The sequence below is a fragment of the Cellulosimicrobium sp. 72-3 genome, assembly GCF_013127315.1.
Classification (GTDB): Bacteria; Actinomycetota; Actinomycetes; order Actinomycetales; family Cellulomonadaceae; genus Cellulosimicrobium; species Cellulosimicrobium funkei.
On the sequence record NZ_CP053419.1, the window covers coordinates 2,896,951 to 2,909,725 of the forward strand.

At 71.2% G+C, this 12,775-nt stretch carries 7 protein-coding genes; 2 read left to right on the top strand and 5 right to left on the bottom strand.

Features of this window, described 5'->3' with window-relative positions:
* Positions 1-178: 178 nt before the first annotated feature.
* The 5 genes from HKK73_RS13105 to HKK73_RS13125 all read right to left on the bottom strand — a co-directional run bounded on the left by HKK73_RS13105 (position 179) and on the right by HKK73_RS13125 (position 10,450).
* Positions 179-5,164: a ThuA domain-containing protein gene (locus tag HKK73_RS13105; protein ID WP_171468170.1), complete on the bottom strand. Its 4,986-nt coding sequence runs from the start codon at positions 5,162-5,164 to the stop codon at positions 179-181.
* 251 nt (positions 5,165-5,415) lie between these two features.
* Positions 5,416-6,588, bottom strand: coding sequence for a Gfo/Idh/MocA family protein (locus HKK73_RS13110; protein ID WP_021479936.1), 1,173 nt, complete (start codon positions 6,586-6,588; stop codon positions 5,416-5,418).
* Between the two features lie 119 nt (positions 6,589-6,707).
* A complete protein-coding gene (locus HKK73_RS13115; RefSeq protein WP_021479937.1) occupies positions 6,708-7,775 on the bottom strand; it encodes a substrate-binding domain-containing protein in 1,068 nt (355 codons plus the stop codon).
* Between the two features lie 117 nt (positions 7,776-7,892).
* Complete coding sequence (locus HKK73_RS13120; RefSeq protein ID WP_021479938.1) at positions 7,893-8,933, bottom strand: ABC transporter permease; 1,041 nt, start codon at positions 8,931-8,933, stop codon at positions 7,893-7,895.
* Complete coding sequence (locus HKK73_RS13125; protein WP_171468171.1) at positions 8,930-10,450, bottom strand: sugar ABC transporter ATP-binding protein; 1,521 nt, start codon at positions 10,448-10,450, stop codon at positions 8,930-8,932. The genes HKK73_RS13120 and HKK73_RS13125 overlap by 4 nt, the downstream gene beginning before the upstream one ends.
* Before the next feature lie 408 nt (positions 10,451-10,858).
* On the opposite strand from HKK73_RS13125, the gene HKK73_RS13130 reads away from it, so the two are divergent.
* Both HKK73_RS13130 and HKK73_RS13135 read left to right on the top strand, forming a co-directional pair.
* A complete protein-coding gene (locus HKK73_RS13130; protein ID WP_034655387.1) occupies positions 10,859-12,040 on the top strand; it encodes an ROK family protein in 1,182 nt (393 codons plus the stop codon).
* A gap of 69 nt (positions 12,041-12,109) precedes the next feature.
* The gene (locus tag HKK73_RS13135) at positions 12,110-12,775 is read left to right on the top strand and encodes a ThuA domain-containing protein (RefSeq protein WP_021483712.1); all 666 of its coding nucleotides are present in this window, start codon (positions 12,110-12,112) and stop codon (positions 12,773-12,775) included.

A 12,775-nucleotide genomic window follows, 5' to 3' on the forward strand; every position in this document is an offset into this window, starting at 1 on the left:
GGGCCGGAGCGCCCGTTCCCGGGCGCCGGGGCCGGAGACCCGGAGGTCCCCGTCGTGCTCGTCGTGCGGGCAGCGTACGGTCGGCCCGGCCGATGGGCCGCCCGGACGCCCGAGCGCCCGCGCGCCGAGCGCGGTGCCCGGCGGGCCGGTGCTCAGCGCACCGACCCGCCGGAGCTCGTCAGGAGCAGGACCGGGCCGCGTAGTCCGCCGTCCCGGAGAACGTCCTCCCCTCGGCGTCCGTGGCGGTCACGGTCACGGTGCCCGCGTCGACCGCGACGGCGCGCGACGCGAACGACTGGTACGCGTTCGCACCGGGCGCGACGTCCGCGACCTGCTTCGACCCGTACGGGGTCTCGAGCGTGATCGCGAGCGGGACCGTGTCGTCGTTCGCCGCGCGGACCGCGACGAACACCTTGCCGGCCATGCAGCGCGTCTCCGCGGTGATGGTGACGGCGATCGGCTCGGCCTCGTCCTCGACCACCCGGAAGTGGCCGAAGGACGCCGGAGCACCGGTGTCGGCCGACGCCCCGAGGGCGAAGAGACCGACCTTGGCGTCCGCGGCGGGCGCGTTGGTCACGCTCTCGTCGAACGTGGTCCACGTCTCGCCGTCCGCGCTGTACGCGCCGGTGAACGTGTCACCGGAGCGCGTGAGGCGCAGGTGCCACACCGACTCGGCGAGGCTCCCCGTCTGCGGCTGCGGGTTCTGCACCACGCCGCCGACCTCGCTGCGCAGCTCGATCCGGGCGTTGCGCGCCTGGCCGGCCTGGTTGTCGACCACGTAGTCGAGCTTCACGTAGTCGTCGTCGCCGCCGTAGACGATCAGACCGCCCTGCTGGTACTGACGGTCGAACGCGGAGCCGTCGACGACGGTCTCGATCGTCCACTCGTCACCCGGCTGGTCCTGCAGCACGATGTTCGGCACCGGGCGGTTGTCCGTCCCGTAGATGTCCGTGGGCGTCGTGTCGATCTGCAGGGAGCCGTCCGCCACGCGGTAGCCGGTCGGGTCCTCGCGGACGATCGACCAGCGGCACGTGTCGAGGGCGTCGCCGTCGAACTCGTCGTCCGGCCCGGGGGCCGCCGCCGTGTCGTCGGGCGTGATGTGGAACCAGTCGAACTCGGCGTCGACGACCGGGGTGGTCGTGTTGTTGCCCTTGAGGGCCACGAGCCCGATCTTCGCGTTCTCCAGGTCGGCGATCGACTTGGTCTGCGGCATCGTCGTGAAGTCGATGCCGTCGGCCGAGTACGCCGCCTGCAGGCTCGCGCCGTCGCTGACGAACCGCACGTAGACCGTGTCGGGGTAGTCGGCACCGAGCGCGGCCGAGTTGGACTCGTTGACCTCGTTCGGCTGGGCGTTCTCCTCACGGATGAACTGGAAGATCCGCGTCGCCGGGTCCGCAGCGGCCGACCGGCCCTGGAGCACCATCTTCGCGTAGTTGTCCTGGTCCTCCCAGATCAGCAGACCGGCCTGCTGGTACTGCTGGCGGGCCGGCAGGGTCACCTTCGCGGTGGCCGTGAACGGTCCGTCCGGGAGGTCCTGGAGCACCAGGTTCGGCACGGCCGTGTTGTCCGTGCCGTAGAAGTCCCGCGTCGCCGTGGGGACCACCAGGCGCCCGTCGCGCACGACGAGGTTCTGGTCGCGGTTCGTCACGGTCCAGCGGTCCTCGTCCAGGTCGGTGCCGAGGAAGTCGTCCGAGCGGCCGGAGAAGCAGAGCCCCGGACCGGTCTCGGGCGCCTTGACGGTCACCGTCGTGTACTCGACCGAGTACGCGCCGCGCTCGTCGGTGGCCCGCACCTGGAGCCGGTAGGTGCCCGGCTGGTCGTACGTGACCGCGAACGAGTCGGTGCCGTCGACGAACCCGTCGCCGAGGCCCGCGTCCCACGCGAACGTGACGGCCTCGTCCTCGGGGTCGGTCGCCGTGACCGACGCCGTGACCTCGAGCGGCGCGGTGCCCTCCGTCGGGGTGACCTCGAACGTGTCGATGGTCGGGCGCACGTTGTCCGTGACGCCGCGGCCGTCGAACTCGAGCCAGTTGACGTTCATCTGGCCCGCCACGTTGACGAAGTAGAGCGTCCCCGTGCCCTCGGGCACGTCGGTGATCGCCGTCGTCGCCATCGTGTACGCCTGCCAGTCACCGGTGTTCGGCACGGTCACCCGGCCGATCTCCGGACCGTCGGGCGCGTCCCAGCGCACGGACACCGTGCCGCCCGAGGGCGACGCGACGCGCATGCCGAGACCCTCGACGTTGTAGAGCGACATGGGCTCGTAGGCCCACCAGTCGTCGACCTCGATGTAGCCGAGGTTCTGGCCGCCGCCCGCGCTGTCGCCGGTCTGCTCCGTCTGGACGCCCGGGTCACCGGTGCTCGCCGAGCCGGGGAGCCGGCCCGTCGAGGTGTAGTACTCGGCCTGGAGCAGCTTCGGCTGCAGGATCTGGAGCGAGTTCGTCGTGAGCGGGACGCCCACCTCGCCGCCGTCGTCGGTGTAGAACGCCTCGAGCACCCAGAAGATGTTGGCCTCGAGCCCGTGGCCCTCGTCGCGGGCCGTCTGCATGACACCCTCGCAGCCGGTCAGCTCCTCCATCGGGTGCGCGTGGGCGTCGTGCCCGAGCGCGGTCATCATCTGGAGGTTGGAGCAGTCCACCTCGCCGTCGAGGTCCTCGACCTCGACGACGTAGCGCACCTGGTCGCCCCACTCGAACACGCCACCGTTGTCCGGGAACGTGATCGTCACGCTCGGCGCCTGGTTCCCGACGACGATGCTGACGTTCGCGAAGCCCGTCTGGCCGTTCGCGTCGGTCGCCACGAGCTGCGCGGTGTAGCTGCCGTTCTCGGTGTAGGTGTGCACCGGGTTCGCCTCGGTCGACGGGTCGGACCCGTCGCCGAACGTCCACTGCAGCGAGATCGGGTCGCCCGCCGGGTGGCGGGTGCCCTCCGAGGAGAACTGCACCGTGAGGGGCGCGGCGCCGCTGGTCACGTCCGCGCTGGCGCGGGCGATCGGCGTCGGGTCACCCTGCACGTAGTTGACCTTGTAGATGCCCGACGTCGTGTTGTTGCCGCCGAAGCCCTGGCCCCAGTCGATGACGTAGAGCGAGCCGTCCGGACCGAAGTCGAAGTCCATCGCGCGGTAGAAGCCCGCCGCGGGGTCGAAGTGCTTCGGCAGGATCCGGTTGATGTCGACGAGCTCGTCGCGGTTCTCCCCGTCGAGCTGGAACGAGTACATCTTGCCCTGGTTCCACTCGCCGAAGATCGCCTTGCCGTCCCAGTACTCGGGCCACTTGACGTCCGAGTCGAGCTCCGGGTCGTAGTCGTAGACGGGGCCGCCCATGGGCGCGCCACCGCCGCCGATCTCCGGGAAGAGCGGGTTGCCGGCGTAGTTGTACCAGACGTCGGCCGCGACGGCCGGCGGGAGCTGGGTCAGGCCGGTGTTGTTCGGCGAGTCGTTCACGGGGCCGTTGGCGCAGTCGAACGCCTGGCCCGACTGGCCGGTCGCGAAGTTGTAGTCGATGTACGCCGCGTTGTCACCGGTGCAGTACGGCCACCCGTAGAAGCCCGGCTCCGCGACGATGTTCCACTCGACCGTGTTCCCCGGGCCGCGGCTCGGGTTGGCGTTCTGCGCGTCGGGGCCGTAGTCGCCGACGAGCACGTTGCCCGTCTTCTGGTCCACGCCGATGCGGAACGGGTTGCGGAAGCCCATCGCGAAGATCTCGGGCTTCGTCTTGTCCGTGCCCGGGGCGAACATGTTCCCCTCGGGGATCGTGTACGTGCCGTCGTCCTCCGGGTGGATGCGCAGCACCTTGCCGCGGAGGTCGTTCGTGTTCGCCGACGTGCGCTGCGCGTCGTACGACGTGCGGCCCGCGCGCTCGTCGAGCGGCGCGTAGCCGGCCGACTCGAACGGGTTGGTGTTGTCGCCCGTCACGATCACGAGGTTGTCGTCGCCGTCGAAGACCATGTCACCGCCCGCGTGGCAGCACGTCTCGCGCTGCGTCGGGATGACGAGGACCTTCTCCTCGCTCGCGGCCGAGATCGTCCGGGTCGCCTCGTCGTACGTGAAGCGCGAGACGCGGTTGTGCGGCCCGTCCGTCCCGACGTCCTGCGGCGACCAGAAGAGGTAGACCCAGCCGTTCTCCCCGAAGTCCGGGTCCAGGACGACGCCCGTGAGCCCGTCCTCGTTGGCCTGCGTGACCGCGAGGGTCATCGCCGTCGTGGTCTGGTTGCTCTCCGGGTCGATGAGGCGGACGCGCCCGTCGCGCTCGACGTAGAAGACCGTCCCGTCCGGGGCGACGTCGAGCATCATCGGGTTGGAGGTCTCCTCGTCGAGCGAGACGACCTCGTAGCTGTCCGACTGCGACGCGGCGCAGTCCGACGGCACGACGCCCGCGGCGGTCTGGATGCCGCCGAGCAGGTGCTGCAGGAACTCCGGCTCCGCGTAGGACTCGTTCGTGTGCCCGCCGCCGGTGTACCACGAGCGGCCGCCGTCGTACGCCTGGCACCAGGCGATCGGGTGGTCGGCGCCCATCGCGCCCGACCCCGCGGTGTAGGACGTCTCGTCCAGGCTCGCGAGCACGTGCACGGTGTCACGCGGGTTGGTGCGGTAGTTGTACCACTCGTCGTAGCGGTCCCAGCGCGACGGCAGGTGCGCCGTCGACTCGTGGGCGTGGTCCTCGACCTTGACGGTCGCGTCCTGGTTCTGCGGGTGGCTGCTGAAGTACGCGCCGACCAGCTCGCCGTACCACGGCCAGTCGTACTCGGTGTCGGACGCCGCGTGGATGCCCGCGTACCCGCCGCCGTTCTGGATGTAGCGCTCGAACGCAGCCTGCTGGTCGTCGTTGAGGACGTCGCCCGTCGTGGACAGCCACACGACGGCGTCGTACTGCGCGAGGTTCTCGTCCGTGAACGCTCCCGCGTCCTCGGTCGAGGTCACCTCGAAGTCGTTCTCCTCGCCGAGCTGCTGGATCGCCGCGATGCCCGCGGGGATCGACCCGTGCCGGAACCCGGCGGTCTTGCTGAAGACGAGCACGTCGAACGGTGCGGTGTCGGCGGCGGCAGCAACCGGAGCCGCCGGAGCGACGCTCCCGGCGGCGGGGGCCGCCGTGGCCGACACCGCCGTCGCGATGGTCAGGGGGAGAGCGATCGCCGCCGCGGCTGCTGCCGCGACCGTGCGCCTCATGGCGAGCGATCCTCCAAGCACGTTTCTCACAAGGTCTCCTCGTCGAGATGGGGAACTGTGCTGCGCTCCGCCGGGTCGGCGCCATCGGCCTGCCGTCCGTCCCGGGCTCGTCGGCGGACTGTCTCGGTGCTCCGCCGGGCACCTTCCTCGCCGCCAGCGCGGCGGTGGTACCTCCTCTCGTCGTCCGGTCGTCGGCCGCGCACCTGCGCGCGGCCGACGACCGGTCTGCCGTCCGTGCGGCCGGTCGAGACCTAGGGCTCGACCCAGCCGCCCGACGCCGCGCTGCGCTCGACCGCGTCGAGCACGCGCTGGACCACCAGGCCGTCCGCGAAGGTCGGCGCCGGGTGCGTCCCCGCGGCGATGCCCTCGACCAGGTCGACGACCTGGTGCGTGAAGGCGTGCTCGTAGCCGAGGCCGTGGCCCGCGGGCCACCAGTGCCCGACGTACGCGTGCTGCGGCTCCGTCACGACGATGCGGCGGAAGCCCGCGACGGCCGGGTCGTCGGCGGCGTCGAAGTAGTGCAGGACGTTCATGTCCTCGAAGTCGAACGCGACCGAGCCCTTCGACCCGTTGATCTCCAGCCGGATCGCGTTCTTGCGGCCGTAGGCGAACCGGGTCGCCTCGAACGTGCCGATCGCGCCGCCGGACATCCGGGCGAGGAAGATCGCGGCGTCGTCCACGGTGACGGGGCCGCGCTCGGTGCCGCCCTGTCCCGAGAGACCGGCGAACTCCGTCGCGACGGGACGCTCCTTGACGAACGTCTCGAGCAGGCCGGAGACGCTCGTGATCCGCTCGCCGGTGATGAACTGGGCGAGGTCGATCACGTGCGCGCCGATGTCGCCGAGCGCGCCGCTGCCGGCCTTGGTCTTGTCCAGACGCCACGACAGGGGCGCGTCCTCGTCCGCGATCCAGTCCTGGAGGTACTGCGCGCGCACGTGCCGCACCGTGCCGATGCGGCCGTCGGCCACGAGCTGGCGCGCGAGCTGGATCGCCGGCACGCGGCGGTAGGTGAAGCCCACCATCGCGACCTGCCCGCGCCGCGCGGCGGCCTCGGCGGCCGCGACCATCTTCTCGGCCTCGGCGACCGTGTTCGCGAGCGGCTTCTCGCAGAGCACGTGCTTGCCGGCCTCGAGCGCGGCGATCGCGATCTCGGCGTGGGTGTCGCCGGGCGTGCACACGTCGACGAGGTCGACGTCGTCCCGGCCGACGAGCGCCTGCCAGCTCGTCTCCGTGGACTCCCAGCCGAGCCGCTGCGCGGCGGCGGCGACCGCCTCCGGGTTGCGGCCGCCGAGGACCCGCATCCGCGGGTCGAGGGGGAGGTCGAAGAACCGGGGGGCGGTCCGCCAGGCCTGCGAGTGCGCTGCCCCCATGAACGAGTACCCGACCATGCCGACGCCGAGCTGCGCGCCGTCGTTTCCTGCCATGACGTTCCTTCCGTGCTTCTCACGGCGCACGCCCACGGTCCGGCCGGGCGGTACCCGGGCGGACCGTGGGCGTGGTCCGCGTGCTTCCTGCTGCGTGCTGACGGGTGTCAGCGGGTCCGTCAGGACTGGAACGCGGTGGGCAGGTACTGGTCGACGTTGTCCTTCGTCACGACGGGCGCGAAGAGCTGGACCGTGCGCGGCACGTCGGACGACGCGAGGTCGCTGAGGTTCTTCTCGTGCGCCACGAGGCGGGCGAGCTTGATGCCGTCCGCGGCCTGCGTCGACGGGTAGACGACCGTCGCCTGGAGGACGGAGTCACCGGCCTGGATGTGCTCCATGACCTGCTTCGAGCCGGCGCCGCCGACCATGAAGAACTCGTCGCGGCCGGCGTTCTCGATCGCGGAGAGCACGCCGACGCCCTGGTCGTCGTCGTGGTTCCAGATGGCGTCGATCTGCGGCGCGGCCTGGAGGAGGTTGGCCGTCGCGGCCTCGCCACCCTGGACCGTGAAGTCCGCGGCGACGCGGTTGTCGACGTCGAGGCCGCAGTCGGACAGCGCGTCCTCGAAGCCCTGGCTGCGGTCCTGCGTGAGCGGCAGCGAGTCGATGCCGGCGATCTCGGCGACCACGGCGTCCGGGTTGTCGCCCAGCTGCTCGCAGATGTACTGGCCGGCGCTCACGCCCATGCCGTAGTTGTCGCCGAGAACGGTGGTCCGCGCCGCGAACGGGCTGGAGAACTCACGGTCGACGTTGATGACGGGGATCCCGGCGTCCATCGCCTTGGTCGCGACCTCGGTGAGCGCGGCGCCGTCGAACGGCAGCAGCACGATCGCGTCGACGCCGTCGTTGATGAAGCCCTCGATCTGGCTGATCTGGACGTTCACGTCGTTCGTGCCGTCGGCGACACGGAGCTCGACGTCCTCGTACTCCGCGGCCTCCGCCTCGGCGGCGGTCGTGATGGCGCCCATCCAGCCGTGGTCGGCGGCGGGGGCCGAGAAGCCGATGACGATCGGGTCGCCCGGGGCGTCGTTGTCGGAGACGGCCTGGTTGGCGCTGCCCCCGCCGTCGCCCTCGGCCGTGCCCTCGTCCTGCGGCGTGTTGGAGGTGCACGCCGTCGCGATCAGCGCGATCGAGGCGGCCGAGACCGTCGCGAGCGTGATGCGGCGGCGGAGGGTGGTGCGTGCGGACATGGGATCTCCTTCGATGCTGTCCTGCGGGTGGAACCTCAGGGGAACTGGCGGGGTGTGGGTGGTGCGGGGCTCGTCCGGCTGCGGCGTGGTGCGGGGGCGCCGCGGGGCTCGGGGTCGCTAGGTGGTGCGCCGGGAGAGGCGCTGCTGGAGCAGGACCGCGCCGACGATGATCGCGCCCTTGGCGATCTGCTGCACCGAGCTGTCGATGTTGTTGATGATGAAGACGTTCGTGAGCGTCGTGAAGATCAGGACACCGAGGACGGTGCCGACGATCGTGCCCCGGCCGCCCGCGAGGAGCGTGCCGCCGACGACGACCGCCGCGATGGTGTCGAGCTCCATGAGCAGGCCGTTGGTCGAGGACCCGGCGCTCGTGCGGGCGAGGATCATGACGCCGGCGATGCCCGCGGTCAGGCCGGACAGCGCGTACACGTACAGGAGGTGGCGCTTGACCTTGATGCCTGCGAGGCGAGCGGCCTCGGCGTTGCCGCCGACGGCGACCGTCCGGCGGCCGAACGTCGTGCGGTTGAAGAGGAACCAGCCGAGCACGGCGACGACCGCGAAGATCCACACGATCTTCGGCACCCCGAGGAGGTTGCCGCGGAAGACGTCGTTGAACGCGTCGACCTGGACGATCTGCGTGCGCTTCTGCGCGATGAGCTCGGCGAGGCCGCGGGCGGCGACGAGCATCGCGAGCGTCGCGATGAACGCCACGACCTTCCCGTAGGCGACGATCAGGCCGTTGAGGAGGCCGGCGCCGATGCCCACCGCGAGCGCGCAGATCACCATGACGACCCAGCCGTACGACTGCGTCGCGAGCGTCGTCGCCCAGACGGACGCCAGGCCGAGCACCGAGCCGACGGAGAGGTCGATGCCGCCCGTCGTGATGACGAAGGTCATCCCGATGGCCACGACGCCCACGACCGACCCGAGGCTGAGGATGGTCATGAGGTTGCTGACGCTCAGGAACCGCTCGCCGCCCGTCGCGAAGCCCACGACGCACAGGAGGAGCAGAGCGACGACGAGGCCGATGTTCCGCCCCGCGGCGCCGGACATGAACCCGCTCTTGCGGCGTTCGCCCGCGGCCTTCTCGACCCGGGCCGACTCGTCGGCCTCCGGCTTCTTCGTCGGCATCGACGCCGACACCTGCTGCTCGCTCACGCGACACTTCCTTCCATGACCATGTCGAGCACCTGGTGCTCGTCGATGGAGCTCGAGGGCCCCTCGTGGACGACGCGACCCTCGGAGACGACGAGGACGCGGTCGGCGAGGCCGAGGACTTCGGGGATCTCGCTGGACACGACGACGACGGCGGCACCCTCGTCGGCGAGCCTGCGGATGAGGGCGTAGATCTCGGCGCGCGCGCCGACGTCGACGCCGCGCGTGGGCTCGTCGAGGAGCAGCACGCGGCAGCCGTGGACGAGCCAGCGGGCGAGCATCGCCTTCTGCTGGTTGCCGCCCGACAGCGTGCGGATGGCCCGGTCGACGCCGGTGGGGCGCAGCTCGAGCGAGTCGGCCTGCTCCTTGGCCGCCTTGCGCTCGGCGCTCTCGTCGAGGAGACCGAAGCGCGCGAAGCGCGAGAACGTCGAGAGCGTGACGTTGCGGTAGACGGGCTCGTCGAGGAGCAGGCCCTGGCTCTTGCGCTCCTCGGGCGCGAGCCCGATCCCGGCACCGACGGCGGAGGCCACGGACCCGAACCGCAGCCGCGTGGAGTCGACGGTCACGGTGCCCGCGGTCGCCTTGCGCGCCCCGTAGACCGTCTCGATGATCTCCGAGCGGCCCGCGCCCACGAGCCCGGCGAGACCGACGATCTCCCCGGCGCGCACCTGGAACGACACGTCCGCGAACACGCCGCGCAGGCTCAGCCCCGCGACGTCGAGCACCACGGGAGCGGCGTCCACCGGGCCGTCGGAGTCCGGGAAGACGTACTCGACCGAGCGCCCGGTCATGAGCGTGATGAGCTTCGCCGTCGGGGTCTCGGACACCGGGAGGTTCTGCGCGACGGTCCGGCCGTCCTTGAGGACGGTGATGCGGTCGCCGATCTCGCGGATCTCCTCGAGACGGTGGGAGATGTAGACGACGGCGACCCCCGCCTTGGTCAGCTCCTTGACGACACGGAAGAGGTTGCCCACCTCCTCGGAGTCGAGCACCGCCGAGGGCTCGTCCATGATGATGACGCGCGCGTCGTGGGACAGCGCCCGGGCCATGGAGACGATCTGCTTGCCGGCGGCCGACAGCCGTCCGACCTCCGTGGTCGGCGAGACCTCCGAGTGCCCGAGCCGCTGGAGCAGCTCGCGCGTCTTGCGCACCGCCTCGCGGCGCTGGGAGAACCCCATGGTGGCGAGCTCGTGCCCGAGGTAGACGTTCTCCGCGACGGTCAGGCCGTCGACGACGTCGAGCTCCTGGTACATCGTCGCGACGCCGTGCTTCAGCGCTGCCACGGGGTCGGAGATGGTGATGGGCTCGCCGTCGAGGAGGATCCTGCCCTCGGTGGGCTGGTGGGCACCGGCGAGCACCTTGATGAGCGTGGACTTGCCGGCCCCGTTCTGGCCGAGGAGACAGTGGACCTCGCCCGGGAGGATCTCGAGATCGACGCCGTCGAGCGCACGAGCCCCGGGGAAGACCTTGACGATGCCCTGCATCTGCAGGAGCGGCTGGGGAGGGTCTGCGGTGACCATGCGGTGAACCTAGCGAACCTTTTGACGAGCGTCAATCATAAGGTTGTCGTCTTTTGCCACTGTTACCACTCCGTGACCGACAAAAGTGTGCGCGCCCTGATCGCCGGATGGGAACGCTCCCGCCGCTCCCGGGGTGCCCCGGGGTACTGCGGAGGCGATAGTGTCCGGCAAGCCCTGTACGAGCAGGGATGCCGACGATGCGACGTGCGATCGGGGACCAGGGGGAGCTCGTGGGGCGGTCGTCGCCCGGACCGGAGGCCCGCCGTCGGACCTCCACACCTTTCGACGACGTCCATGTCGCCTTGGGAGGGGACAGTAGGGTACCTTTTGGCGATCGTCAAGCAAAAGCCGATGACTCGTCCGCCTGGTACGGACGACCGACGAGAGGCTCCGTGATTCACTGTGCCCATGGAGGAACTGCTGAAGTTCGCGCCGCGCCCGACCGGTGCCGGCGACATGTTCCAGCTGCTCCGGGACGGTCAGCCGCGCACCCGTGCGGACCTCGCAGCGATCACGGGGCAGGCGCGGTCGACCATCGCCGCCCGGATCGACCTCCTCATGACGGCCGGCCTCATCGCCCCCGCGGGCGAGGCCAGCTCGACCGGCGGGCGCCCGCCCGTGACCTTCGCCTTCAGCCCTGAGGCGCGCATCGTGCTCGCTGTGGACCTCGGCGCGACCCACGCCCGGCTCGCCGTCACGGACCTCGCGTCCAACGTGCTCGCCGAGACCGACGCGGCCCTCGCGATCGCGGACGGTCCCGACGTCGTCCTGTCGTGGGTCGCGGACACGGGCGAGAAGCTCGTCGCGACCACGGGGCGCAGCATCGACGACCTGGTCAGCGTCGGCGTCGGCCTCCCCGGCCCCGTCGAGCACTCCTCCGGGCGGCCCATCAACCCGCCGATCATGCCCGCGTGGGACGACGTCGACGTCCCCGGGATCCTGCAGAAGCGGTTCGACGCCTCCGTGCTCGTCGACAACGACGTGAACATCATGGCGCTGGGCGAGCACCGCACCGCGTGGCCCGCGGTCACCGACATGCTCTTCGTCAAGGTCGCGACGGGCATCGGCTCGGGCATCATCGCCGACGGCGAGCTCCGGCGCGGCGCGCAGGGCGCCGCGGGCGACATCGGGCACGTCGCCGTCCCGAGCGCCGCCGACGTCCCGTGCCGCTGCGGGAACGTGGGCTGCCTCGAGGCCGTCGCGAGCGGCCAGGCCGTCGCCGCGGCCCTCGCCGCCGCGGGCCTCGACGCGACCACCAGCTCCGACGTCGTCGCGCTCGTGCGCGGCGGCGACCTCGCCGCGAGCCAGGCCGTGCGCCAGGCCGGGCGCGACATCGGCTCCGTGCTCGCGGCGTGCGTCAGCCTGCTCAACCCCTCGCTCATCGTCATCGGCGGCATCGTCGCCGAGGCGGGCGAGCACCTCATCGCGGGCATCCGCGAGATCGTCTACCAGCGCTCGCTGCCCCTCGCGACGCAGCACCTGCGCATCGTCACCTCGCAGGCACGAGGTCAGGCCGGCGTGCTCGGTGCGAGCGCCATGGCCGTCGATCACGTACTCTCGCCCGCAGCGATCGACGCGCTCATCGCCTGAGCGCGGTCGACGGGGGCCGCTGCCCGCGCGCGCGGGCGCGACGAGTGTGACGAAGCACGAGGAGGAGTCATGACCGAGCGGAACCGTCGAGCGCTCGTGGTCCGGGGCGGGTGGCCCGGGCACGCACCCGAGGAGGCCGCCGAGCTGTTCATCCCGTTCCTCGAGGCGTCCGGCTACGACGTGACGCTCGAGGGATCGCTCGAGGCGTACGCCGACGAGGAGTTCATGACGAGCCTCGACCTCGTCGTGCAGTGCTGGACGATGGGCGAGATCCTCCCGGACGAGATGCGCGGCCTGCGCACGGCCATCGCGAACGGCACCGGGTTCGCGGGCTGGCACGGCGGCATCGTCGACTCGTTCCGGCTCGCCACCGACTACCTGCAGATGGTGGGCGGGCAGTTCGCCGCCCACGCGCACGACCTCGTGGACCACACGATCGAGATCGTGCCCGAGCGCGGGGACCACCCGATCGTCGCGGGGATCGACTCGATCGCGCTGCACTCGGAGCAGTACTGGGTGCTCGCCGACTCGTACAACGACGTCCTCGCGACCACGACGATCCTCCCGCGCGACGGCGACCCGTGGCACGAGCCCGTCGTCTCCCCCGCCGTGTGGACGCGACGCTGGGGCGCCGGACGCATCTTCGTGTGTGCGGCGGGGCACCAGCTCGCCGACCTCGAGGTGCCTCCGATCCGCACGATCGTCGAGCGCGGCATCCTCTGGGCGAGCCGCTGA

What these genes read in the sequence shown, in the direction of transcription:
- HKK73_RS13105 (WP_171468170.1), bottom strand. Translation starts at nt 5,164, where the DNA reads ATGAGGCGCACGGTCGCGGCAGCAGCCGCGGCGGCGATCGCTCTCCCC.
- HKK73_RS13110 (WP_021479936.1), bottom strand. Translation starts at nt 6,588, where the DNA reads ATGGCAGGAAACGACGGCGCGCAGCTCGGCGTCGGCATGGTCGGGTAC.
- HKK73_RS13115 (WP_021479937.1), bottom strand. Translation starts at nt 7,775, where the DNA reads ATGTCCGCACGCACCACCCTCCGCCGCCGCATCACGCTCGCGACGGTC.
- HKK73_RS13125 (WP_171468171.1), bottom strand. Translation starts at nt 10,450, where the DNA reads ATGGTCACCGCAGACCCTCCCCAGCCGCTCCTGCAGATGCAGGGCATC.
- HKK73_RS13130 (WP_034655387.1), top strand. Translation starts at nt 10,859, where the DNA reads ATGGAGGAACTGCTGAAGTTCGCGCCGCGCCCGACCGGTGCCGGCGAC.
- HKK73_RS13135 (WP_021483712.1), top strand. Translation starts at nt 12,110, where the DNA reads ATGACCGAGCGGAACCGTCGAGCGCTCGTGGTCCGGGGCGGGTGGCCC.